Raw genomic sequence first — 23,122 nt, 5'->3', positions numbered from 1 at the left:
TAAATTGCAGCGCATGACGACACCACCCATCACCGAATTGACCACGAGGGCGCGCGAGATCTTCCGCCTTGTCGTCGAAGGTTACATCGCGACCGGTACTCCGGTGGGGTCCAAGGCCCTGTCCGGCAATACGGGCGTGAACCTGTCATCGGCCTCGATTCGCTCGGTTCTGGCCGATCTCGAATCGCTGGGCCTGCTGGCCGCGCCGCATACGAGCGCGGGGCGGTTGCCGACCGAGGCGGGCCTGCGCCTCTTCGTCGACGGGATCATGCAGGTGGCTGAATCCACGGCAGAGGAACGCGCGGTCATCGAACGGCGGATCTCGCAGCCGGGGCCCATCGAAGCCGCGCTCGAGGCGGCCAGCACGATGCTGTCCAGCCTGACGTCGAGCGCCGGGGTGGTCATGGTGCCCAAGCGCGAGCCGCGCCTCCAGCACCTGCAACTCGTCCCGCTCGCGCCGGGAAGGGCGCTTGCCGTTCTGGTCGGCGATGACGGCGCGGTCGAGAATCGCATCGTCGATCTGCCGGCCTCGCTGCCCATGGGCGCGCTGGAGGAAGCGTCGAACTATATCTCGGCCCGGCTGACAGGCCGGACGCTGGGCGAGGCGGTGCGGTTGATGCGCTCCGAGATCGCCTCGGGCCAGTCGGCTCTCGATGCGGCAAGCCGCGATCTGGTCGAACGCGGCCTTGCCGTGTGGAGCGAAGACGTGATGCAGCGGCCGGTGCTGATCGTGCGAGGCCAGGCGAACCTGCTCGATGAGGGCGCTTTGTCGGATCTCGAACGGGTGCGTTCGCTGCTCGACGACCTTGAAAACAAGCAGTCGGTTGCCGATCTTCTCGAAATGGCGCGAGAGGCTGAATCGACGCGCATTTTCATCGGCTCGGAAAACCGGCTTTTCGCGCTTTCCGGGTCTTCGGTGATCGCATCGCCCTATCGCGACCGGGATGGCCGCGTTGTCGGAGTTGTGGGGGTTATCGGCCCGACGCGGTTGAATTATGCACGAGTCGTCCCCATGGTGGACTTCACCGCCCAGAGCCTGGGCAAGCTCATCGGATAGCTGGAACCTTAGAATAATGACTGAAGACAAGACTCAGCCGTCACAGGATCAGGCTGCAGATCCCGCGGTGGCCGAAGAACTGAAGGGTGTGCCGGAACATATGGTAGACAAGGGCGCAGACAACGACGTCGCCGAAGACGAGCTCGCGAAGCTGCGCGAAGAGCTCGAAGTCGCCAAGCAGGACGTGCTTTACGCCCGCGCCGAGACGCAGAACGTGCGCCGCCGGCTTGAAAAGGACATTGCCGATACCCGCAATTATGCTGCGACCGGTTTCGCTCGCGACATTCTCTCGGTAGCCGACAACCTTTCCCGTGCGCTGTCGGCGATTCCCGCCGATCTGCGCGAGGACGAGAAGGTAAAGACCTTCATCGCCGGTATCGAGGCCACCAGCCGCGAGATCGAGAAGGTCTTCGGTACCCATGGCATCACCCGCATTGCAGCCATGGGCATGCCGCTCGATCCCAACCAGCACCAGGCCATGATCGAAGTGCCGTCCGCCGATGCGGAGCCGGGAACGGTCGTGCAGGAACTGCAGGCCGGTTACATGATCAAGGACCGCCTGCTGCGTCCGGCCATGGTCGCAGTGGCCAAGAAGCCCGACTGATACGCGTTTCGCCGCCCTGCCATGGGGATAACCGGGGGCAGGGCGGCGACAGTCCGTGGCACAAATCAGGAACCAAGGGGCTTCCCCTCCGTTGATCAGATAGACCCACGCTGATTTTCGGAGACGTTCCATGCGCAAGTTCATCCTCCCCGTTATTGCTGCCGGGGCTCTTGGCCTCGCTGGCTGTGCCAGCAACTATGCCGGCGAAGGTGCGCTCGGCGGTGCAGCTCTCGGGGCCGGTGTCGGCGCCGTGACTGGGGGTGACGTCGGGACCGGCGCTGCGATCGGCGCGGCCGCGGGCGCGGCGGTCGGCTCGCAGGTCGACAAGGACAAGGGTTGCTATCGCTATGACCGCGATGGCCGTCGCTACTGGGACCGCGACTGCTGATCCCACGGCATAGGATTACCGGAAACAAGGGTGCAAGAGCCGATCTTGCGCCCTTTTTTCTTGCCGGTTTCTATGCCGGTGTGCCGTCGAACGGCAGAATCCCAGTGTAGGACTCCAGTGGGGGCGCTCCCGGAACGGCGTGTCCCCGGCGCAGCAGGAAGACATGCCGGACGATTTCGGCCTGCTGTTCGATGCCGTAACGATCGAGCCTCCAGCCCGGTCTCAGCGCATAGTCATAGCGGCAAAGCGGATGGCGCATGAGCGGCAGGTACCAGCGCCCTTGGCGCTGCGCCTGCCACACGTGCGTCATCTCGTGAATGAAGAGGCCCTGCAGCGTCGTCGACGCGCAGGAGAAATCTGCGAGGTATAGCGTCGAGCGCGGGTGGAAATGGATGTGTCCGCAAGGGGCCATCACCGTGTCGACCGGCTGAAGGGGGAACCAGCGTCGACGCCGGATCTTCACCGCCGCAAGGTCGATGGCGTCGCCGAAGACCGATCCTGCGAGGGCAATCTCGCCCGGCGTCAGGCGGCGTTCGCCGCCCGGCGCGCAAGGACCGGCTTCGGCAAGGTCGATCAGTGGTGCATTCCCGCCATGTCGCCGTCCTGCATGGAGCCGCCCTCCATTCCGGAATGGTCCATGCCGCCGGTCATGCCGCTTTGCATGCCGCCGCCCATAGTCTCGATTTGCAGCGGCATCGACAGCTTGTCCCCGTCGGCGAAAGTCAGCGTCAGCTCGGTGCTCTCACCGGTCTTGAGCGTATCGTCGATGTCGAAGGCCATGACGTGATACCCGCCGGGAGCGAAATCCAGCACGCCGCCGGGCGCGATCTCGAGCGAGTCCACCGAAGACATCTTGCCGCCTTCGGTCTTGTGCATCTGCACTTTTCCCGCTCCCGCGACATGGACGCCGACCAGGGTAGCCGGCTGCGGTCCTTCGTTGCGGATACTGAAGTAGACTGCGCCCGGGCGATCTGCAACGACCGGCAGGATCATGCGGCCGTCGCTGCCGGAAATGCCCGGCTTCGCGTCCGGATTGCCTGAATCGGCGGTTTCGGTCGCATTGCCGGCAGGGGCTTCGGACTGCTGGCATCCCGCCAGCGATGCGGCCACGGCCAGCGCCGAAGCAACTGCCACGGAACGAAAGATTTTCACCTGAGACACATCCTTCCTGGAAACCCTCGAAAAATTAGCGGGGGTAATGCCATTGTGGCGGTCTTGTTCCAAGAAAAACCGCTCCTATATCGCCCCCCGACGACATTGAACGTCATCGAGCCGCGCAAGCCGCCTTGCCTCTAGTCAGGGAGGCGATCCGTGCGGTGTCATCCACTGACGTGAGGAATGGGGATAATGGGAAAAGTAATTGGTATCGACCTTGGCACCACCAACAGCTGTGTCGCCGTCATGGACGGTGGCAAGCCCAAGGTCATTGAAAACTCCGAAGGTGCGCGCACGACGCCTTCGATCGTCGCCTTCACCAAGGACGGCGAACGCCTGATCGGTCAGCCGGCCAAGCGCCAGGCTGTCACGAACGGTGACAACACGATTTTCGCAGTGAAGCGCCTCATCGGCCGCCGCTTCGACGATCCGGTGACCAAGAAGGACACCGAGCTGGTTCCGTACCACATCGTCAAGGGCAAGAACGGTGACGCGTGGGTCCAGGCTGGCGGCGAGGACTACAGCCCGTCGCAGATCTCGGCCTTCACCCTGCAGAAGATGAAGGAAACCGCCGAGAGCTATCTGGGCGAGACCGTCACGCAGGCCGTCATCACCGTGCCCGCATACTTCAACGACGCGCAGCGCCAGGCGACCAAGGATGCCGGCCAGATTGCGGGTCTCGAAGTGCTGCGCATCATCAACGAGCCGACCGCGGCCGCGCTCGCCTATGGCCTCGACAAGCAGGACGGCAAGACCATCGCGGTCTACGACCTTGGCGGCGGCACCTTCGACGTCTCGATCCTCGAGATCGGCGACGGCGTGTTCGAGGTGAAGTCGACCAACGGCGACACGTTCCTGGGCGGTGAAGATTTCGACACCAAGCTCGTCGAATGGCTGGCCGACAAGTTCAAGGCCAAGGAAAACATGGACCTGCGGACCGACAAGCTCGCTCTGCAGCGCCTGAAGGAAGCGGCCGAAAAGGCGAAGATCGAGCTGTCGTCGGCTGCGACGACCGAGATCAACCTGCCCTTCATCACCGCGCGCATGGAAGGCGGCGCGACGACCCCGCTTCACCTGGTCGAAACGGTTACCCGCGCCGACCTCGAGAAGATGGTCGCCGACCTCATCAAGCGCACCATCGAGCCGTGCCGCAAGGCGCTGGCCGATGCCGGCATCTCGGCTGCGGAAGTCGATGACGTCGTGCTCGTGGGCGGCATGACCCGCATGCCCAAGGTACGCGAAGTCGTGAAGGAATTCTTCGGCAAGGAACCGCACACCGGCGTGAACCCGGACGAAGTCGTCGCCATGGGCGCGGCGATCCAGGCCGGCGTCCTCCAGGGCGACGTCAAGGACGTGCTGCTGCTCGACGTGACCCCGCTTTCGCTGGGCATCGAGACGCTGGGCGGCATCATGACCAAGATGATCGACCGCAACACGACGATCCCGACGAAGAAGAGCCAGGTCTACTCGACTGCCGAGGACAACCAGCAGGCGGTGACGATCCGCGTGTTCCAGGGCGAACGCGAAATGGCGCAGGACAACAAGCTCCTCGGCCAGTTCGACCTCGTCGGCATCCCGCCGGCTCGCCGGGGCGTGCCGCAGATCGAAGTCACTTTCGACATCGACGCGAACGGCATCGTCAACGTGTCCGCCAAGGACAAGGGCACCGGCAAGGAACAGCAGATCCGCATCCAGGCTTCGGGCGGTCTGTCCGACGCCGACATCGACCAGATGGTCAAGGATGCCGAGAAGTTCGCCGAAGAGGACAAGAAGCGTCGTGAATCGGCGGAAGCCAAGAACAACGCGGACAGCCTCGTCCACGCGACCGAGCAGCAGCTTGCCGAAAACGGTGACAAGATCGACGCCGGCCTGAAGTCGGAAGTCGAGACCGCCATCGCCGAAGCCAAGACGGCTCTCGAAAGCGGCGACACCGCCGAGATCACGGCCAAGGCCCAGGCGCTGACCGAAGTCGCCATGAAGATGGGTCAGGCGATCTACGAGAAGGAGCAGTCCGCTGCTGCCTCGCCGGAGGCCGCGCCTTCGGGTGACGAGGACGTGGTCGACGCCGAGTTCTCGGAAGTCGACGAAAACAAGGGCTGAACGTCCTGATGAAAACCGTGGGCGTCACCGGTGCAATGCGCGCCGGTGACGCCCGGGTTATCTGCGGGGGTTAGATACGTGTCAGCTACCGAAATAGACTACTACGAACTGCTCGAGGTCGAGCGGACTGCCGACGACAAGTCCATCAAGTCGGCCTACCGTCGCCTCGCCATGCGATATCACCCGGACAAGAACCCGGGGGATGCCGAAGCCGAATCCCGCTTCAAGGCCATCAGTCAGGCTTACGACTGTCTCAAGGACCCGCAGAAGCGCGCCGCTTACGACCGCTATGGTCACGCCGCGTTCCAGCAGGGCATGGGCGGTGGCGGCGGCGGCGGAATGGGCGCCGAGTTCGGCGATATCGGCGATATCTTCGAATCGATTTTTGGCAGCGCCTTCGGTGGCGGTGCCCGTCAGCAGGCCCGTCGCGGCGCCGATTTGCGCTATGACATGGAAGTGAGCCTTGAAGAGGCGTTCCACGGCAAGCAGAGCGAAATCACCATCGAAGTCTCGCAATCGTGCGAGCCTTGCAGTGGCTCGGGCGCCGAACCGGGCACCGGCAAGCGCACCTGCAACATGTGCGCCGGTCACGGCAAGGTGCGCGCGCAGCAGGGCTTCTTCGTCGTCGAACGCACCTGTCCGACCTGTCACGGTCGCGGCGAGGTGATCGAGTCTCCCTGCCGTGCCTGCCGCGGCGAGGGGCGCGTCGACATGCCGCAGACGCTGGAAGTGGAAATTCCCGCCGGCGTCGATTCCGGCACGAGGATCCGACTATCGGGCAAGGGCGAGGCCGGGCCTTACGGAGCGCCTCCGGGCGATCTCTACATCTTCCTGCATGTGAAGCGCCACCGCGTCTTCGAACGCGAGGGGACGACTCTTCTCACGCAGGTGCCGATCACCTTCACCACAGCTGCGCTGGGCGGATCGATCGAAATCCCGGGAATCGACGGGGCGAAGATCGCGCTCGATATTCCGGCAGGTATCCAGTCCGGCAAGCAGCTCCGCAAGCGCGGCGCGGGCATGCCTGTTCTGCAGGGCCGCGGCCGCGGGGATCTGGTGATAGAGATCACGGTCGAAACGCCGACCAAGCTCTCTGCGCGCCAGAAGGAACTCCTGCGCGAGTTGCAGGCAACCGAGACCGGTGACGAATGCCCACAGTCGAAAGGCTTCTTCGACCGGATCAAGGACGTGTGGAGCGACCTGACCGAATAGGCGAAGCGGAGGTCCGCAGGCGCTCGATCAAAGCGCCTCGACTTCCTTCCTGATCGTCCTGATCAGAGCAGGATCGGCCAGCAGCCGGTCCTGCTCTTCGTTCAGGATCGCCAGAAAAGCGTCCTTCTTGAAGGCAGCCAGTTCACCTTGAGGGATCGCCTGTCCCTTCTCCAGCGTGGAGGCGATCAGGTCGATCATGCGCTCGGCCCCGTGCAGGCGACCCCACAGGTAGTCGTTCTCGCGATAGGCACGGCTGAAAAAGGCGCCGAAGTTGTAGAACTCTGTCCCGCGCAGGGTATCGGCCATGCCGCCCTTGCGGATGGCATGGCAATCTTCGGGCGAAATCCTGTCGACCAGGATCGGATCGAATTCGGTCAGGCCTTCGCCGCGCAGCAGCGGCAGGGTGACCGTGTCGTAGAACGGGAAGCCCAGGTAGGCGAGCAGGACCCTGCGCCGCAGGGTCGGAGGCATCGCTGCGAGTACTTCGGCGAGCATCTCATCGACCTGCGCATCGACCTCGGGCAATGAGCGCCTTGCCGCAATATGATCGAGTACGGCCCCGGGATCGTTGAAGAAATTGCGGGCTGCGGGCGGGAAGTCCTCTCCCAGATAGTGCAGCGGCTCCCGCTCGATGTAGAGCGCAAGGGCCTCGTAGATCGCGGCCCGGGCATCGTCGCGGTCCTGTTCTGTCACGCTGGGATCGCCCTCCCAGTCCTGCGTCACGCGCCGCGCCAGGAAGCGCAGCCGCCGGATCCGGAAAGCCAGGTCGTGTGCACGGAAGAAGTCGATCATCGGTGCAGACGTGCCTTCGCGCAGGGCCTGCATGCGGTCGAGGCCGTTATCGGCAAGATAGCCGATTAACCGTTGTACTATCGGCTCGGTCGAGGACAGCTCCTGTTCCGGAACGCCTTCATCGACCATGCGGCCGAGCATCGCCAGAATGCCGCTGAACTTGACCTGGGCGTACCCGTGATAGGCAAAGCCGGCCTGCTGGAATGCGGCCTCCTGCGCCTTGTTACGCCATGCCGCAAGCCGCTTGGGAGTGGGGCGGTCGAGGAACAGGGTGCGCCCGAACAGTTTGTCGACGGTCTCTTCGATCTCGGGGCGCAGGGCCAGCACGATGTCGCGCATCGTGCGCATCTCGCGCGAATCGCGATCGAGTGCCTCGAGGTTGTCGCGGATCGGCTGCTCGCGCGGGATCGATGATAGCGAACCGAAGATCACCGGGAAGAAGCCGGGTATTCTGGTGTCGCGCCGCATTCTGGGGCCAATGTGATCGGGGGTCGGATCGATATAGACGAAGCGCCGGTCGACTTCCCGCGCGGCAGGGCGGTCGCGCAGCACGGTCATGGCATCGGCAAACGGCGCATTGACGAGGACGGAGCCGTCGATGAGCGAGACACTGTCTATGTCCTTGCGACTGAAATGTTCCGGCATGACACGGCGCAGGAAGGCATCGCGGTCGGGCCACTTGCTGGCGGTTTCGCCCACGAGCTTGTCGATTTCCGCAATCTGCAGCGGCGGAAAGGCCCCGGGGAAGCTCGCCGTCGAACGCGCAGCGAGGACCAGCGCCGGAATCGATGCGAGATCCTCGCCCTTGCCCCGCGACTTGACGTGAAAATCGATGGTCAGGCGATGCTCGCTCTCCAGCACCAGTTCGGGCGAGTGGAGCCGCAGGGTTTCAAGGTGCCCCTTGAAGTCGGTCGCCGTCACGAACAGGTCGAGCGGGTGCCGCGCCGGAAGCAGGGGCTTGCCCTCGGGCGCCTCTGCCATCGCCATCATCGCCCGGTTGATGAGGCGCGAGAAGCCGATGCCGCTGAAGGGCGGCTCGAACCAGCGCGAGCGGATCAGGCGCGAGAGCTTGTCGCGCACTTCGGTGCGGGTCTCAGGGGCGACCGAAGCGCTCACCGCATTGCCGGGGCGGTGGAGGAGGTAATAGACGATCGGACTTGCCCAGAACTTGGCGGCACGCGACCAGGGCTTGGCATCGGGATCGAGCAGGACGTCGACGTCAGCGCATTCGAGCCACAGTTCGGTCAAGGGTTCGAGCGACTGGCCGGTGTGGATCGCCTGCGCGAGGAAGATGCTGTTGATCCCGCCCGCGCTCGCCCCGGCGACGATGTCGGAAAGAACCCGCAGTTTCAGGTTGCTGCCCTGTTCCAGCCTGCGCAGCAGCCGTGCATAAACGGCCTCGCTGCTCTCAAGGATGCCTTCGTCGGCCCAGAACGCCCGGCTTGCCCGAAGGACCTTCCACAGCTCCTTGGTCACGCCATGCATGTAGACGGCAAGAGAGATGCCCCCATAGCAGACGAGCGTGATCCGCAGTTCTTTCTGCCGCATTCCGCATACTTGGCCCGGATCAAGGAGAAAGGCAATTGCGTTCTCATTCCGTTCCGGATAGGCGCAGCCTATGGCAAAGCCCAAACGTCGTTACGTCTGTCAGAATTGCGGAAGCGTCGCGACCCGGTGGCAGGGGCAGTGCGCGGACTGCGGTGAATGGAACTCGCTTGTCGAGGAAGCACCGCAGACGGTCTTTTCCTCCAAGCACGATCTCTCTTCCGGCGGTCGCCCGATACAGTTCACCCCGCTCGACCAGCCCGGCGAGATTCCCCAGAGGCAGGCCAGCGGCCTTGCCGAGTTCGACCGCGCCCTGGGTGGCGGCCTGGTCCCCGGATCGGCGATCCTCATGGGGGGGGATCCGGGTATCGGCAAATCGACGCTGCTGCTGCAGGCCTCGGCGCACATCGCCAGGGCCGGGCGTGACGTCGTCTATGTCAGCGGCGAGGAAGCGTCCGGTCAGGTTCGGCTGCGCGCTGAACGCCTCGGCCTGTCGAAGTGTCCGATTCGCCTGGCCTCCGCAACATCGGTTCGGGACATTCTCACGACGCTGGGGATGGATGAGCCGCCGTCGCTCCTGGTCATCGATTCGATCCAGACGATGCACTCGGACCAGATCGAGGGGGCGCCCGGGTCGGTCAGCCAGGTGCGCGGGTGCGCCTTCGAACTGATCCGCTACGCCAAGGAAAACAGCGTCACCCTCATCCTCGTCGGTCACGTCACCAAGGACGGCAATATCGCCGGTCCGCGCGTGCTGGAGCACATGGTCGACGTGGTGATGAGCTTCGAGGGGGAACGCAGTCACCAGTACCGCATCCTGCGCTCGCTCAAGAACCGTTTCGGTCCGGTCGACGAGATCGGCGTCTTCGCCATGGAGGGCGACGGACTTGCCGAAGTCGGCAATCCCTCGATGCTGTTCCTTTCTGGCCGCGAGGAACCGATGGCGGGCAGCGCGGTCTTCCCGGCGATGGAAGGGACCCGGCCAGTCCTCGTGGAAATACAGGCGCTTATCGTGCGCCTGCAGAGCGGGGCGACGCCGCGCCGTGCCGTCGTCGGGTGGGACAATGGCCGCATGGCCATGCTGCTCGCCGTGCTCGAGGCGCGCTGCGGCCTTAATTTCTCCAGTGCAGAAGTCTATCTCAACGTCGCTGGCGGTTATCGCCTTGCCGATCCGGCGGCCGACCTTGCCGTGGCCGCTGCGCTCGTCTCGGCCCTTGGTGACAAGCCTCTGCCGACGGACGCTGTCTGGTTCGGCGAAGTTTCGCTCGCCGGTGAAATTCGGCCCGTGGCCCATTCATCGATCCGACAGCGCGAATCGGCGAAACTCGGTTTCGGCAAGGCTATTGGACCTGCCGGTGGACCGCCGCCCGACAAGGGCATCCGGTTTTCCGGTCTGACAATGCTTCCCAACCTCGTTGACCGCATTCTTTCGGATGCTTAATTGCAGTTTACTATGAGTGGCTTCGATATCGTTGTCCTGCTGTTCGTGGGGATCGGGGCCCTGACCGGCTTCTTCCGCGGATTCGTGCAGGAAATTCTCACGCTGGCGGCGTGGATATTCGCAATTTTCGCAATTCGCATGTTCCATACACCCGTCACCGAAGTGCTCGTCCCCTACATCGGAGAGGGTTCGGGATCGGCGATCCTTGCCTTTGCGCTGCTGTTGCTGGGGCCTTACGTGGCCGTGAGGCTTGTTGCCCGCTGGGCCGGCAGCAAGAGCCGCGGTTCGCTGCTGGGGCCGATCGACCGGGTCCTGGGTTTCGGGTTCGGCGCGGTGAAGGGCGTCATCATCGTCGTGCTGGCCTTCTCGGTGCTGGTTCTTGGATATGATACCGTATGGGGCGTTGCCGGCCGGCCCGATTGGATCGTGACCGCGCGCTCCTATCCCTTCGTCAATGCCAGTAGCGAAGCCATGGTGAAGATGATCAACGAGCGGCGCCAGCAGCTCAACGAGGAGGATGCTGCGGTCGCGGCCGAGTAGCCCCAATCGAAGCAAGAGCCACCCCTGTGTCGACCACTGTCCTTTACACCCCCGAGGTCCTTTCGCTGGCGGTCGCGCTTGCGCGCTTTCCCTGGCGCGAGGATTTTCCGCTGCAGGGAGAGGCCCGCTCACGTTCGTGCGGCAGCACGATTGCGCTGGGCCTCGCGGTCGATGAGCGCAGTACAGTCACCGAGGTCGGCGTGCGCAGCCAGGCCTGTGCCATTGGACAGGCCGCGGCGGCGATCTTCGCAGAAGCTGTCGTCGGCATGACCGGGATCGAGGTACATGAGGCCGGAAGGGCCGTGGAGGACTGGCTGGCCGGAAAGGTTGACCTGCCGGACTGGCCGGGACTCGAACGCATTGCCGCTGCCCGGGACTATCCGGGGCGACACGGCGCGGTAATGTTGCCGTGGAATGCAGCCATGCAGGTGCTTCCCTCCGCCTGATCGGCGGTTTAAACGCCTGTCGGGGCCCGATAACGCCGACGAGGGGGAAGATTCAGTACAATGGCTGACGTACAGCAGCATCCACATGCACCCGAACCGAGTGCTTCGGACATCAAACTCGTCATTGCGGCTTCCTCGATGGGTACCGTGTTCGAGTGGTACGACTTCTTCATCTACGGAACGCTGGCCGGCATCATCGGCAAGACCTTCTTCCCTTCGGGCAACGCAACGCTCGAGACGCTGCTGGTCTGGGCCGGCTTTGCGGTAGGCTTCGGCTTCCGTCCGCTTGGCGCAGTGCTTTTCGGTTTTCTCGGGGACAGGCTGGGACGCAAGTACACGTTCCTTGTCACCGTCACGCTGATGGGCATTGCCACGGCCGGCGTGGGTTTCATCCCTTCGGCGGAAACCATCGGCCTTGCTGCCCCTGCGATCATCCTCCTCCTGCGCGTCCTGCAGGGACTGGCGCTTGGCGGCGAATATGGCGGCGCGGCGATTTATGTCTCCGAGCATTCGCCGCCCAACCGCCGCGGTTTCTTCACTGGCTTCATCCAGGCAAGCGTTGTTGGCGGCTTCGTGCTGAGCCTGATCGTGGTCCTCACTTGCAAGGGATTGATGAGCGACGAATTGTGGAACGCCTGGGGGTGGCGCGTTCCCTTCCTGCTCAGCATGATCCTGCTCGCAGTATCTCTGTGGATGCGCCTCAAGCTGTCGGAAAGCCCGGTCTTCAAGGCGATGCGCGAAGAGGGAGAGATTGCGGGCAACCCCTTCATCGAGAGCTTCACCTATCCGGGTAACAAGAAGCGCATCTTCATCGCCCTGTTCGGCCTCGCTGCTGGCCTGACCGTGATCTGGTACACGGCGATGTTTTCCGCTCTCAGCTTCCTCAAGGGCGCGATGCGCATGGATGCGACGACGGCGGAGATCATCATCGGCATTTCCGCGGGCCTGGGCATGGTCTTCTTCGTCCTGTTCGGCGCTCTTTCCGACAAGGTGGGACGCAAGAAGCCGATCGTATGGGGCTATGTCGCCACGCTTGCGCTGATGTTTCCGCTGTTCTGGACGATCGGAGCCCACGCCAACCCCGGTCTCGCGAAGGCGAGTGCGGATTCGCCGGTCGCAGTGTCGGGGCCGGACTGCAATTACAATCCTTTCGCTTCCGTGCAGGAAAGCGATTGCGGCAAGCTGCTGGAAGACCTGACGGCAGCGGGTATCACTTATGACCTGACAAGCAGTTCTGATCTCGAACTGCGTATCGGTGGCGATACACTCCCTCTCGCGGCCTATCCCTGGGATGACAAGGAGGCGCGCAACGCCGAGTTGAAGGGCTGGCTTTCCGATGCGGGATACGATCTCGGTGTGGTCAAGCCGACGGTCATGGATGCCCTCGTGATAAGTGTCATGCTGCTGGTTTTCATGGCGCTGTCCGGCGCAACATACGGGCCGGTCGCCGCACTTCTGTCGGAAATGTTCCCGCCGCGTATCCGTTACAGCTCGATGTCCATTCCCTATCACATCGGAACCGGCTACTTCGGCGGCTTCCTGCCGCTGATTTCGAGCTACATGGTCGCGACCAGCGGGAATCCATACCAGGGTCTGTGGTACACCTGGGGCATCGTCGCGATTGCCCTGGTGGTCGCAATCTGGGGTTTGCGGGGCGGTCCCCCGCGCGATTACGGTGATGATGCTGCCTGAACTGCCCGAGCCGCCGCTGCGGCTGAATCTCGACTGGAATGCCCTTAAAGCCAATTGGCAGGCCCTTGACCGCCTCTCGGGCAAGGCCCGGGCTGGTGCTGCGGTAAAGGCCGACGGCTACGGTCTTGGCGCTCGCAAGGCCACGGCAACGCTGCTCGAAGTGGGGTGCCGCGATTTCTTTGTCGCGCACTGGGCGGAAGCCGCCGACTTGCTCGATATCGTCGATCCCGGCTCGATTTCGGTCCTGCACGGTCCGCAATCGGCCGCAGATTGCGCCTATGGCCAGGCGATCGGAGCCAAGCCGGTCATCAATTCGCTCTCGCAGGCGCAGCGCTGGCTCGATGCCGGCGGAGGCCTTTGCGATCTCATGATCGATACAGGCATGAACCGCCTCGGTGTGCCGATGGACGAGATCGGCAGCGAGGTTCTCGCCCGTCTCGATGTCGATGTCCTGCTTTCCCATCTCGTTTCGGCCGAGGAGGAATCCGCCCTCAACGCCTTGCAGTGCAGCAGATGGCTTGAGGCGCGCAAGGCTTTAACGCACTGCCGCGCAAGCCTTGCGAACTCGGCAGGTATCGCGCTTGGTCCTGATTTTCATGGAGATCTTACACGGCCCGGCATTTCCCTTTACGGCGGAATCCCTCGTCCCGATATGGGACGGCTGATCCGGCAGGTCGTTCGTCCCGAAGCGATGATCATGCAAGTGCGCCATGTCGCGGCGGGGGAGACCGTCGGCTATAATGCGACTTTCACGGCAAAGGCACCGATGCGCGTCGGCACCGTCTCCACAGGTTATGCCGACGGTTACCTGCGTTGCTGGTCCAACAAGGGCATCTTTGAGGCAAATGGCGCAGAACTGCCGGTCCTCGGCCTCGTCAGCATGGACATGACGGTGATCGACCTGACCGATGCAAACGATATCGGTGAGGGCGACTGGGTCGCTGCCGCCTACGATCTCCCCGGAGCCGCTGCCGCATCGGGACTGACCCAGTACGAATTGCTCACTATCCTGGGGCGTCGTTTCCGGCGTTAAGCGCTTTGCCGAGAACCTTTTGCTGCGCAGCAATTTGTGTTGCATCGCGACAATGCGCGGTGATACCATAAGCCACTGTCTGGACGGGGATTGGTCATGGCTGAAGCGGCGTCGCACGACGACAAGACTGTTATAATCAAAAAATACGCAAACCGACGGCTCTACAACACGCAATCGTCAAGCTACATCACGCTCGATCATCTCGCGAAGATGACGCGCGAAGGCGTTGACTACAAAGTGCTCGATGCGAAGAGCGGCACCGACATAACGCACACGATCCTCACGCAGATCATCATGGAGGAAGAATCCAACGGTGAGCAGATGCTCCCGGTGAACTTCCTGCGTGAACTGATCAGCATGTACGGCAACTCGATGCAGTCGCTGATTCCGCACTATCTCGAAGCATCGATGGAAAATTTCCGCGCCAACCAGACGAAGCTGCACAAGGCTTTCGAGGATAGTCTTGGCAACAATCCGCTCGCCAAGCTGGCCGAGCAGAACATGGCGATGTTCAAGGCGGCAGCGGCGGCATTCATGCCCGGCGGCGAGAAGAACGAGAGCAAGCCCGCCGCTCCGGCAGAGGGCGACGACCTTTCCGCGCTGCGCGATCAGATGGCGGAAATTCAGAAGAGGCTTGACGCGCTGGGCAAATAAAGGCCAGCGGGGTGCGTTCCGGCCTCTGGGTATCCCGCGGCCGGCCCCGATTCATGCGACGGATGGTCTGTCGCATTGCAGCAAGTCAGGAAGAACGCACCCGTGTCCGCCATTCGCCACGCCCTCTCGACCAAGCGCGAGGACGATTTCGCCCAGTGGTACCAGGAAGTCATTTCCGAGGCTGAAATGGCCGAGGAGTCCGGCGTCCGCGGCTGCATGGTCATCAAGCCCTGGGGCTACGGCATCTGGGAACGCATCCAGCGCCTCATGGACGACATGATCAAGGCGGCCGGCGTCCAGAACTGCTACTTCCCGCTGTTCATTCCGCTGTCCTATTTCGCCAAGGAAGCCGAGCACGTCGAAGGCTTCGCGAAGGAAATGGCGGTGGTTACGCATCACCGTCTTGTCGCGGACGGCAAGGGCGGCCTCGTGCCGGACCCGGAAGCGAAGCTCGAAGAGCCGCTCATCGTGCGGCCGACTTCGGAAACAGTGATCGGCGCCGCGATGGCGCGCTGGATCCAGTCGTGGCGCGACCTGCCGCTGCTTACCAACCAGTGGGCCAACGTCGTGCGCTGGGAAATGCGCACCCGCATGTTCCTGCGCACCAGCGAGTTTCTCTGGCAGGAAGGCCACACCGCCCACGCCGATCGTGACGACGCGATGGTGGAGACGCTGCGCGCGCTGGAGATGTATCGCACCTTCGCCGAAGGACCGCTGGCCATGCCGGTGATTGCCGGCGAAAAGCCCGAAAACGAACGCTTCCCCGGCGCTGTCGCGACCTACTCCATCGAAGCGATGATGCAGGATGGCAAGGCGCTCCAGGCGGGCACCTCGCACTACCTTGGCACCGGTTTCGCCAAGGCGGCGGGTATCCAGTATCAGGACAAGGAAGGCACCCAGCAGTACGCCCATACGACGAGCTGGGGTACTTCGACCCGCATGATCGGCGGCCTGATCATGACGCACGGCGACGATGACGGCCTGCGCGTGCCGCCGATGGTCGCACCGCACCAGATCGTCATCCTGCCGATGCTGCGCGAAAACGACGAGGATGAAGCGCTTCTGGCCTATTGCGAGGAGCTGCGCGGCGCACTTGCCTCGCAGTCGGCGCTCGGCGAGCCGGTGCGCGTGCTGCTCGACAAGCGTCCGGGCAAGGCCACCCAGAAGCGCTGGGCCTGGGTCAAGAAAGGCGCTCCCCTGATCCTCGAAATCGGTGGACGCGATGCCGCGGGCGGGCAGGTCTCCATGCTGCGCCGCGACCGTCTGTGGAACGACAAGGCCAAGGCCAACTTCATCGGTCTGGCAAAGGATGATTTCATCGCGCGTGCCGCCTCGGAAATCGAGGACATCCAGTCGTCGCTTTATGCAGAGGCGCGCGCGAAGCGCGATGCCAACATCACGCGCGTTTCCAGCTTCGATGAAGTCGTTGCCTTCTTCTCCGAGGACAAGCGCTACCCGGGATGGGTCGAGGTCGAATGGGCACGTCCGACCGGCGAGGAACTGGAGGACGTGATCAAGCGCCTCAAGGAACTCAAGCTGACGATGCGCAACACCCCGCTCGATGCCGAGCCGGTGACGGGTAACTGCATTTTCACGGGACGTCCGGCCGTGGAAAGGATATACGTCGCAAGGGCTTACTGAAACGGTTTCGGCGTCTGGCCATCGACCTGCGGCCCGAGCCGCCATGGCGCAGAACCGGCCTCCGACCGACACTTGCGAAGCGGGCGGGATGGCGAAAGATTGCGCGCATGCGCAAGATCGTTTTTCCGCCCGCTTTCACTACCGCGCTAGGCCATTGGGTTCCTGCCTTGGCAGAACAGCCACAGGTCTCGTCCGGTCGCAAGCGCGCGGTGCCGGGCGGCGGTTATGAACCGCTTGAAAGCCAAGAGTGAGGCCGGCGCCATTGTAATCCGGAGGCATCGGGGCCATGGCAAGGAAATGGCTCCCAAGACACGGTCCGCGCCGGGCCTGCCGACGCGCAAGCAGATCCTCGACTTCATCGCCAATTCGCCCGTCCCCGCGGGCAAGCGTGAGATCGCGCGCGAATTCGGGCTGAAGGGGCAGGAGAAGATCCAGCTCAAGGCGCTGCTCAAGGACATGGCCGAAGAGGGCCTGATCGACGGCAAGCGCACGGCCTTCCACAAGATGGGCGGGTTGCCCAAGGTCACCGTCCTGCGCATCGTCGATATCGACGAGGGCGAGGCGATTGCCGTGCCGGATACGTGGCAGCCCGAGGATGCAACACCGCCGCCGCGCATTCGCCTGGTCGAGAAGGGCCGCAGCGCGCTCAAGATGGGCGACCGGGTGCTGTCGCGCACCGAAGAGACCAACACGGGCTGGCGCGCGTGGCCGATGAAGAAGCTGGCGCTGCGTTCGGAGCAGATGCTTGGCGTGGTCGAGATCGATGGCGGCGGCAAGCCCTGGCTGGCCCCGGTCGACAAGCGCATCCGTCATTCCTCCCCGATTTCGGACCTGGGCGGGGCGGAGAAGGGCGAACTCGTGCTTGCCGAGCCAGTGGGAAGATCGGCCCGCGCTTCGGTCAAGGTCACACAGGTGCTGGGCGAGCCGCTTGCGCCCAAGGCCTTCAGCCTCATCGCGATTCACAAGCACGGCATTCCCAACCATTTCACGCAGGAAACGCTGGACGAGGCGGAGCGCGTCGCGAAGATTCCGCTCAGCCTGGACAAGCGCGAGGACCTGCGTCACCTGCCGATCGTCGCTATCGACCCGTCCGATGCACGCGACCATGACGATGCGATCTGGGCCGAGCCGGACGGGGAAGGGGGCTTCCGTGCCCTCGTCGCGATCGCCGACGTCTCGTTCTATGTGCGTCCCGGCGGTGAAATAGACCGCGAGGCGCGTCGCCGCGGCAACTCGGTCTATTTCCCCGACCGCGTCGTGCCGATGCTGCCGGAGATCCTCTCGGCCGACGTCTGCTCCCTGCGTTCTGGCGAGGACCGGGCGGCGATGGCCTGCCACATGCACATCGACGGGGCAGGCCGGGTCGTCGAATGGCGCTTCACCCGCGCTATCGTGCGGATCGACGAAGTCATCGCTTACGAAGATGCGCAGGCGCGGATCGACGAGGGCAGCGCTGCCGACAACCTCAAGCACTTGTGGGAATGCTGGAAGGCCCTCGCCGAAGCGCGCCACAAGCGCGATCCACTCGAACTCGAACTGCCCGAACGCCGGGTCAAGCTCGACGAGCAGGGCCGGATCACCGAGATCGCCGTGCGCGAAAGGCTGGATGCGCACCGCGTCGTCGAGGACTTCATGATTGCGGCCAACGTGGCCGCGGCCAAGGCACTGGAAGCCAAGGTCGCCCCGGTGGTCTATCGCGTTCACGAAACCCCGAGCCGAGAAAAGCTCGTCGCGCTCAAGGACTACCTTGCGACTTTCGGCAAGAAACTGGCGCTGGGGCAGGTCATTACCCCGGGCCTGTTCAACCGCATGCTGAAGGACATTTCCGACGAGGCCGAAAAGGCGCTGATCATGGAAGCTGTCCTGCGCAGCCAAACCCAGGCCTATTACGGGCCGCGCAACGAAGGCCACTTCGGTCTGGCGCTCGGGTCCTATGCGCACTTCACTTCCCCGATCCGGCGCTATGCCGACCTGCTTGTCCACCGCGCGCTGGTCGATGCCTACGGCCTTGAGCAGCCCAAGCCCCAGGGCGATATCCCGGCGACTTCCGGCCTGTCCGAGCGCGACCGGGAGGACCTGGGCCGGATCACCGAGGTCATTTCCGCGGCCGAACGCCGCGCGATGGAGGCCGAGCGCGACACGATCGACCGGTATGTCGCGGCATGGCTGTCCTCGCGCGTCGGGGACGTTTTCGACACGCGCATTACCGGCGTCCAGAAGTTCGGCTTCTTCGCGACGATCATCGGTTTGGGCGGCGACGGACTGGTGCCCGTATCGACGCTGGGCGACGAGCGTTTCGCCTACGACGAGAAATCGCAGGTGCTGGAAGGCGAGCAGACCGGAACGAGCTATGCGATGGGCCAGATCCTGCGCCTGCGCCTGGCCGAGGCGAACCCGCTGACCGGTGCTCTCAAGTTCGAGCTGGAAGAGGGTGGATCAGGCCAGATCGAACAGCGTGGGAGGCCGATGCCGCTGAAAAAGCGGGGAAAACATTTCGCGGGAAAACGCGGCCGCCCGAACAATATCCGGCATCAGGGACGCAAGAAGCGCTAGGAGGAGCGGACGCCGCAACCCCTAGCTGAGGCGCTCGATTTCGGCCTCGCCTAGCGTACCGGGAACGACGAAGACCGGGCAGGTCATCTGCCCGATCCCGGCACCGGTGAAGTGCGCCACGAGCGGGCCCGGGCCGCCTTCCTTCGCGGCGCCAAGGACCAGCGCGGATACCTCGGGATGTTCCTTCAGGTATTCGCGCACGACTTTGATGTCCTCGCCCATACGCACGGCGATCACCGGCATCTTCGCACCTTGCGAAAGCAGGTTGCCCGCTGCGGCGGTCACCAGCGTTTCGGCGCGTGCACGCGCTTCTTCCTCGATGGTGGCCTGGACGCCGCCGAAGGCATTGAAGGGCTGCGGGGGAACGAGGGCGAGAAGATGGAGCGCGCCATCGGTCTTGGCTGCGCGCCGGGCTGCGAACTGCAGGGCGACAAGCGCCTCATCGGTTTCATCGACGATTACCAGATAGACCCGCATCTTATTCCCCTCTTTCCCGAGCTTATCGGGCCATTCGATTGTCGGTGCAAGTCATCAGGAATTCGAATTAGCTTCGCAAAGGCGCTTGTATGGACGCGGCAACTTGTCCAAGGAAAGATCGATCCAGAAACTGACCTCCCCAGGATAAACAAGGGACTCAAACGCCTCCATGCCCATCGAGATCAAGATGCCCGCTCTGTCCCCCACCATGGAAGAGGGGAAACTCGCCAAATGGTTGGTAAAGGAAGGTGATACCGTCAGCTCCGGCGACATCATGGCCGAGATCGAGACGGACAAGGCGACAATGGAATTCGAAGCCGTCGATGAAGGCACTGTCGGCAAGATCCTCGTGGCTGAAGGCAGCGAAGGCGTGAAGGTCGGTACCGTGATCGCCATGCTTGCCGTTGAGGACGAAGACATCTCGTCCGTTGAATCCGCTCCGGCACCGTCCGCGCCCAAGCAGGAAGCGCCAAAGGCCGCTGAAGAAGCCAAGACCGCGGCCCCGGCTCCTGCTGCCGCCAAGGCCAGCGCTGCTCCTGCCGCATCGAAGGAAGGCCGCGTTCTCGCTTCGCCGCTTGCCCGCCGTCTGGCCGATGCAAAGGGCATCGACCTCGATGCGGTGAGCGGATCGGGACCCAAGGGCCGCATCGTCAAGGCCGACGTCGAGGCCGCGCAGGCTGGAGCTTCCAAGCCGAAGGCCGCCGCTGCCGCAGCGCCCGCCGGTGAGGCTGCAACTGCTCCCACGGTCGAGATGGCCGACGAAACCCGCGCTCTGCTCGACGCGCGCGTGCCGCACAGCGTCGAGAAGCTCTCGAGCATGCGCAAGACGATCGCGCGCCGCCTGACCCAGTCGAAGCAGGAAGCGCCGCACATCTACCTCTCGGTCGAGATCGTGCTCGACAAGCTGATCGCCCTTCGCGGCGAGATCAACGAGATGCTCGGCAAGCGCGGCATCAAGGTCTCGGTCAACGACATGCTGGTCAAGGCGCTGGCCATGGCGCTGGTCGAAGTGCCCGAGTGCAACGTGACCTTCGCCGGGAACGAACTGATCAAGTACGGGCGCGCCGACATTTCGGTCGCGGTCTCGATCCCCGGTGGCCTCATCACCCCGATCGTGCCCGATGCCAATGGCAAGACCTTCTCGCAGATCGCGCAGGCGACCAAGGACCTTGGTGCGCGCGCCAAGGAAGGCAAGCTCAAGCCCGAAGAGTTCACCGGCGGTACCGCGTCGATCTCCAACATGGGCATGATGGGAATTACGCAGTTCTCGGCCGTTATCAATCCTCCGCAGTCGACGATCCTCGCCATTGGGGCAGGTGAAAAGCGTCCCTGGGTCATGGCAGACGGCTCCCTGGGAGTGGCGACTGTCATGAATGCCACCGGAAGTTTCGATCACAGGGCCGTCGACGGCGCCGACGGCGCGCGTTTGATGGCGGCGTTCAAGGCCTATGTCGAAAACCCGTTGAGCATGGTCGCCTGATCGCATGGAACCCCGGCGCGATCCGGTTATCCGTGTGACGGCGATGCCCGCCGATGCCAATGCCTATGGCGATATCTTCGGCGGCTGGCTGATGAGCCTGATGGATATGGGGGCGGGCCTGATCGCGGCGCGGCATTCCCATGGCAGGGCCGTGACGGTGGCGATGGACGGGATGCAGTTTCACTTGCCGGTCAAGGTGGGTGACGAAGTCTCCGTCTATGGCGAGCTGCGCCGCGTGGGCCGATCCTCGATGACCATCGGGATCGAGGCCTGGCGGCGCCACCGCCACGAGGAAGAAGAAGTTAAGGTTACCCAAGCCGTGTTCACCTTCGTTGCGGTGGACAACAGCGGCAAGCCCAGGACGATTGAGCCGGGCCGCAATGAGCAGGAGATTTGAAGCAGTGGCAGATTCTTACGACGTCATCGTTCTCGGTTCCGGCCCCGGTGGCTATGTCTCGGCGATCCGCTGCGCGCAGCTGGGTCTGAAGACGGCCATCGTCGAGCGTGAACTGCTGGGCGGGATCTGCCTCAACTGGGGATGCATTCCGACCAAGGCACTGCTGCGCTCGGCCGAAGTGTTCCACCAGATGAAGCACGCCAAGGCCTATGGCCTGGCGGCAGAAAACATCAGCGCCGATCTCAACGCAGTGGTCAAGCGTTCGCGCGGAGTTGCCTCGCAGCTCAACAAGGGCGTGACGCACCTGATGAAGAAGAACAAGATCGCCGTCCACACCGGCACCGGCAAGGTCGTTGCCAAGGGCAAGCTGGCGGTGACCGATGCTGACGGCAAGACGACCGAGCTGCAGGCAAGGCACATCATCGTTGCCACCGGCGCGCGGGCACGCGAGCTGCCTTTCGCCAAGGCCGACGGCAAGCGCATCTGGACCTACCGCCATGCGATGACGCCTTCGGAAATGCCGACCAAGCTGCTGGTCATGGGCTCTGGCGCGATCGGTATCGAGTTCGCCAGCTTCTTCAATGATATGGGCGCCGACGTGACCGTAGTCGAAATGCTCGACAGGATCGTGCCGGTCGAAGACGCTGACGTTTCCACCTTCCTCGAAAAGGCGCTGACCAAGCAGGGCATGACGATCATGACCGGCGCCGGCGTCGAGGCGATCACCGCCAGCGACAAGGGCGTGAAGGCCAAGATCAAGGGCAAGGACGGCAAGGTCACCGAGCACGAATTCAGCCATGTCATCTCGGCCGTCGGCATCGTGCCGAACACCGAAGAGATCGGCCTTGAAGGCGTGGGCGTGAAGCTCGATCGCGGTTTCATCCAGATCGACGATTACGGCCGCACCGGCGTGGCCGGCATCTGGGCCATCGGCGACTGCACGCCCGGACCGTGGCTGGCCCACAAGGCGAGCCATGAAGGCGTTACCGCTGCCGAGGCGATTGCCAAGGAACTGGGCAACAAGGACGTCCATCCCCATCCGCTCGACCGCAACAACATCCCGGGCTGCACTTACTGCCACCCTCAGATCGCGTCCGTCGGCATGACCGAGGCCAAGGCCAAGGAAGCGGGCTACGAAGTGAAGGTCGGCAACTTCCCCTTCATCGGCAACGGCAAGGCGATTGCGCTGGGCGAGCCGGAAGGCTTCATCAAGACCGTCTTCGATGCCAAGACCGGTGAACTGCTCGGCGCACACATGATCGGTGCGGAAGTGACCGAGTTGATCCAGGGCTATGTTGTCGGCAAGACCCTCGAGACCACCGAGGCCGAGCTGATGAACACCGTGTTCCCGCACCCGACGCTGTCGGAAATGATGCACGAGGCAACACTGGCCGCTTACGGGCGCGCGCTCCACATCTGATCGCGTTTGCGCGAAAGACCAGGATGACAGGGAAGGGGCGGTCCTGCGGGACGCGCCCCTTTTCCTTTGGGCCTCAGGCCGTCTGGGTGGACTGGACGATGTGTTCGAAGACCGCGATGTGGAGCGGTGCTTCGAACTCGCAACCGATGACCGCATCGCGTTCCCAGCAGATGCGCGCGGTCAGTAGCTGCATTCCGGGAATGCGGATGCGCAAGGGCAGCTCCGGCCGGGCCTCGGGAAACCATGCAATGCGAAAGCCGCCCGGAGAAAGGTCTTCGAGCCGGGCCATTTTCCAAGGCCGCGTGCCTTGCCGCACCTCGCACAGGATCGTGACGCCCACCCGCTCGGAACGCTGAGCGTGCGGCCGTTTCGAGCCGGTGATCCTTTCGTGGTGCAATCTGGCCTCCTGTCCTGGCGGAAACCATTGCATCTCATGAGGTTACTATCAGGTTAGCATGGTTACCGGGCAGCGCCGGGATCGTGCTTAAAATGCTG

Annotated in this window: 22 protein-coding genes; 17 read left to right on the top strand and 5 right to left on the bottom strand. The window is 63.4% G+C overall.

Annotation, left to right across the window (positions count from 1 at the left end; all coding sequences use genetic code 11):
* Positions 1-13: 13 nt before the first annotated feature.
* The 3 genes from hrcA to JI59_RS03660 all read left to right on the top strand — a co-directional run bounded on the left by hrcA (position 14) and on the right by JI59_RS03660 (position 2,049).
* Positions 14-1,057: a heat-inducible transcriptional repressor HrcA gene (gene hrcA / locus JI59_RS03670; protein WP_038575469.1), complete on the top strand. Its 1,044-nt coding sequence runs from the start codon at positions 14-16 to the stop codon at positions 1,055-1,057.
* A gap of 16 nt (positions 1,058-1,073) precedes the next feature.
* Entirely contained in the window at positions 1,074-1,661 is a 588-nt protein-coding gene (grpE, locus tag JI59_RS03665; RefSeq protein WP_007015267.1) for a nucleotide exchange factor GrpE, read from the top strand.
* Positions 1,662-1,791: 130 nt separating this feature from the next.
* Positions 1,792-2,049: a YgdI/YgdR family lipoprotein gene (locus JI59_RS03660; RefSeq protein ID WP_007015266.1), complete on the top strand. Its 258-nt coding sequence runs from the start codon at positions 1,792-1,794 to the stop codon at positions 2,047-2,049.
* A 70-nt stretch (positions 2,050-2,119) separates the two neighbouring features.
* Here JI59_RS03660 and JI59_RS03655 read toward each other — a convergent pair whose 3' ends face one another.
* Positions 2,120-2,623: a hypothetical protein gene (locus JI59_RS03655; RefSeq protein WP_052117826.1), complete on the bottom strand. Its 504-nt coding sequence runs from the start codon at positions 2,621-2,623 to the stop codon at positions 2,120-2,122.
* Positions 2,623-3,201, bottom strand: coding sequence for a copper chaperone PCu(A)C (locus tag JI59_RS03650; protein WP_238532636.1), 579 nt, complete (start codon positions 3,199-3,201; stop codon positions 2,623-2,625). Before JI59_RS03650 ends, JI59_RS03655 begins: the two co-directional genes overlap by 1 nt.
* A gap of 195 nt (positions 3,202-3,396) precedes the next feature.
* Here JI59_RS03650 and dnaK point away from each other — a divergent pair, with 195 nt between their 5' ends.
* Positions 3,397-5,304: a molecular chaperone DnaK gene (dnaK, locus tag JI59_RS03645; RefSeq protein ID WP_007015263.1), complete on the top strand. Its 1,908-nt coding sequence runs from the start codon at positions 3,397-3,399 to the stop codon at positions 5,302-5,304.
* A gap of 78 nt (positions 5,305-5,382) precedes the next feature.
* Positions 5,383-6,516, top strand: a complete 1,134-nt coding sequence (gene dnaJ / locus JI59_RS03640) for a molecular chaperone DnaJ (RefSeq protein ID WP_007015262.1) — start codon at positions 5,383-5,385, stop codon at positions 6,514-6,516.
* A 27-nt stretch (positions 6,517-6,543) separates the two neighbouring features.
* Here dnaJ and JI59_RS03635 read toward each other — a convergent pair whose 3' ends face one another.
* A complete protein-coding gene (locus JI59_RS03635; RefSeq protein ID WP_007015261.1) occupies positions 6,544-8,856 on the bottom strand; it encodes a patatin-like protein in 2,313 nt (770 codons plus the stop codon).
* Between the two features lie 70 nt (positions 8,857-8,926).
* Here JI59_RS03635 and radA point away from each other — a divergent pair, with 70 nt between their 5' ends.
* The 9 genes from radA to rnr all read left to right on the top strand — a co-directional run bounded on the left by radA (position 8,927) and on the right by rnr (position 18,853).
* On the top strand, positions 8,927-10,294 hold the full coding sequence (radA, locus tag JI59_RS03630) for a DNA repair protein RadA (protein WP_007015260.1): 1,368 nt from the start codon (positions 8,927-8,929) through the stop codon (positions 10,292-10,294).
* A gap of 12 nt (positions 10,295-10,306) precedes the next feature.
* A complete protein-coding gene (locus JI59_RS03625) occupies positions 10,307-10,834 on the top strand; it encodes a CvpA family protein (RefSeq protein ID WP_007015259.1) in 528 nt (175 codons plus the stop codon).
* A gap of 26 nt (positions 10,835-10,860) precedes the next feature.
* Positions 10,861-11,280 carry an iron-sulfur cluster assembly scaffold protein gene (locus JI59_RS03620; RefSeq protein WP_007015258.1) on the top strand — a complete coding sequence of 140 codons (420 nt, stop codon included), beginning with the start codon at positions 10,861-10,863 and terminating at the stop codon, positions 11,278-11,280.
* Positions 11,281-11,340: 60 nt separating this feature from the next.
* Positions 11,341-12,972, top strand: a complete 1,632-nt coding sequence (locus JI59_RS03615; RefSeq protein ID WP_007015257.1) for an MFS transporter — start codon at positions 11,341-11,343, stop codon at positions 12,970-12,972.
* Positions 12,962-14,005, top strand: coding sequence for an alanine racemase (gene alr, locus JI59_RS03610; RefSeq protein WP_007015256.1), 1,044 nt, complete (start codon positions 12,962-12,964; stop codon positions 14,003-14,005). Before JI59_RS03615 ends, alr begins: the two co-directional genes overlap by 11 nt.
* 96 nt (positions 14,006-14,101) lie before the next feature.
* A complete protein-coding gene (gene phaR, locus JI59_RS03605; RefSeq protein ID WP_038576895.1) occupies positions 14,102-14,659 on the top strand; it encodes a polyhydroxyalkanoate synthesis repressor PhaR in 558 nt (185 codons plus the stop codon).
* A gap of 102 nt (positions 14,660-14,761) precedes the next feature.
* Positions 14,762-16,300, top strand: a complete 1,539-nt coding sequence (gene proS / locus JI59_RS03600) for a proline--tRNA ligase (protein WP_007015254.1) — start codon at positions 14,762-14,764, stop codon at positions 16,298-16,300.
* A gap of 107 nt (positions 16,301-16,407) precedes the next feature.
* A complete protein-coding gene (locus JI59_RS27010) occupies positions 16,408-16,551 on the top strand; it encodes a hypothetical protein (RefSeq protein WP_007015253.1) in 144 nt (47 codons plus the stop codon).
* A gap of 46 nt (positions 16,552-16,597) precedes the next feature.
* Positions 16,598-18,853 (top strand): ribonuclease R, encoded by a 2,256-nt coding sequence (rnr, locus tag JI59_RS03595; RefSeq protein ID WP_174888147.1) that lies wholly within the window; start codon positions 16,598-16,600, stop codon positions 18,851-18,853.
* 21 nt (positions 18,854-18,874) lie between these two features.
* Here the strand turns inward: rnr and JI59_RS03590 are convergent, their stop codons facing one another.
* Positions 18,875-19,330 (bottom strand): universal stress protein, encoded by a 456-nt coding sequence (locus JI59_RS03590; protein ID WP_007015251.1) that lies wholly within the window; start codon positions 19,328-19,330, stop codon positions 18,875-18,877.
* 169 nt (positions 19,331-19,499) lie between these two features.
* Between JI59_RS03590 and JI59_RS03585 the strand changes: the two genes are divergently transcribed.
* Genes JI59_RS03585 through lpdA form a run of 3 tightly spaced genes read left to right on the top strand, consistent with a single transcriptional unit; the run spans position 19,500 to position 22,627 of the window.
* On the top strand, positions 19,500-20,810 hold the full coding sequence (locus JI59_RS03585; RefSeq protein WP_007015250.1) for a pyruvate dehydrogenase complex dihydrolipoamide acetyltransferase: 1,311 nt from the start codon (positions 19,500-19,502) through the stop codon (positions 20,808-20,810).
* Between the two features lie 4 nt (positions 20,811-20,814).
* On the top strand, positions 20,815-21,207 hold the full coding sequence (locus tag JI59_RS03580) for an acyl-CoA thioesterase (protein ID WP_007015249.1): 393 nt from the start codon (positions 20,815-20,817) through the stop codon (positions 21,205-21,207).
* 4 nt (positions 21,208-21,211) lie between these two features.
* Positions 21,212-22,627, top strand: coding sequence for a dihydrolipoyl dehydrogenase (gene lpdA, locus JI59_RS03575; RefSeq protein ID WP_007015248.1), 1,416 nt, complete (start codon positions 21,212-21,214; stop codon positions 22,625-22,627).
* A 73-nt stretch (positions 22,628-22,700) separates the two neighbouring features.
* On the opposite strand, the gene JI59_RS03570 is transcribed toward lpdA, so the two are convergent.
* Complete coding sequence (locus JI59_RS03570) at positions 22,701-23,024, bottom strand: PilZ domain-containing protein (RefSeq protein WP_238532635.1); 324 nt, start codon at positions 23,022-23,024, stop codon at positions 22,701-22,703.
* Between the last annotated feature and the right edge of the window lie 98 nt (positions 23,025-23,122).

Origin of the sequence: Novosphingobium pentaromativorans US6-1, assembly GCF_000767465.1 — a bacterium.
Taxonomy (GTDB): domain Bacteria; phylum Pseudomonadota; class Alphaproteobacteria; order Sphingomonadales; family Sphingomonadaceae; genus Novosphingobium; species Novosphingobium pentaromativorans.
Note: the sequence above shows the minus strand (reverse complement) of the source record. Positions and strands in the feature narration are given on the sequence as shown.

What these genes read in the sequence shown, in the direction of transcription:
- hrcA (WP_038575469.1), top strand. Translation starts at nt 14, where the DNA reads ATGACGACACCACCCATCACCGAATTGACCACGAGGGCGCGCGAGATC.
- grpE (WP_007015267.1), top strand. Translation starts at nt 1,074, where the DNA reads ATGACTGAAGACAAGACTCAGCCGTCACAGGATCAGGCTGCAGATCCC.
- JI59_RS03660 (WP_007015266.1), top strand. Translation starts at nt 1,792, where the DNA reads ATGCGCAAGTTCATCCTCCCCGTTATTGCTGCCGGGGCTCTTGGCCTC.
- dnaK (WP_007015263.1), top strand. Translation starts at nt 3,397, where the DNA reads ATGGGAAAAGTAATTGGTATCGACCTTGGCACCACCAACAGCTGTGTC.
- JI59_RS03635 (WP_007015261.1), bottom strand. Translation starts at nt 8,856, where the DNA reads ATGCGGCAGAAAGAACTGCGGATCACGCTCGTCTGCTATGGGGGCATC.
- radA (WP_007015260.1), top strand. Translation starts at nt 8,927, where the DNA reads ATGGCAAAGCCCAAACGTCGTTACGTCTGTCAGAATTGCGGAAGCGTC.
- JI59_RS03625 (WP_007015259.1), top strand. Translation starts at nt 10,307, where the DNA reads ATGAGTGGCTTCGATATCGTTGTCCTGCTGTTCGTGGGGATCGGGGCC.
- JI59_RS03615 (WP_007015257.1), top strand. Translation starts at nt 11,341, where the DNA reads ATGGCTGACGTACAGCAGCATCCACATGCACCCGAACCGAGTGCTTCG.
- alr (WP_007015256.1), top strand. Translation starts at nt 12,962, where the DNA reads ATGCTGCCTGAACTGCCCGAGCCGCCGCTGCGGCTGAATCTCGACTGG.
- phaR (WP_038576895.1), top strand. Translation starts at nt 14,102, where the DNA reads ATGGCTGAAGCGGCGTCGCACGACGACAAGACTGTTATAATCAAAAAA.
- JI59_RS27010 (WP_007015253.1), top strand. Translation starts at nt 16,408, where the DNA reads ATGCGCAAGATCGTTTTTCCGCCCGCTTTCACTACCGCGCTAGGCCAT.
- rnr (WP_174888147.1), top strand. Translation starts at nt 16,598, where the DNA reads ATGGCTCCCAAGACACGGTCCGCGCCGGGCCTGCCGACGCGCAAGCAG.
- JI59_RS03590 (WP_007015251.1), bottom strand. Translation starts at nt 19,330, where the DNA reads ATGCGGGTCTATCTGGTAATCGTCGATGAAACCGATGAGGCGCTTGTC.
- JI59_RS03585 (WP_007015250.1), top strand. Translation starts at nt 19,500, where the DNA reads ATGCCCATCGAGATCAAGATGCCCGCTCTGTCCCCCACCATGGAAGAG.
- JI59_RS03580 (WP_007015249.1), top strand. Translation starts at nt 20,815, where the DNA reads ATGGAACCCCGGCGCGATCCGGTTATCCGTGTGACGGCGATGCCCGCC.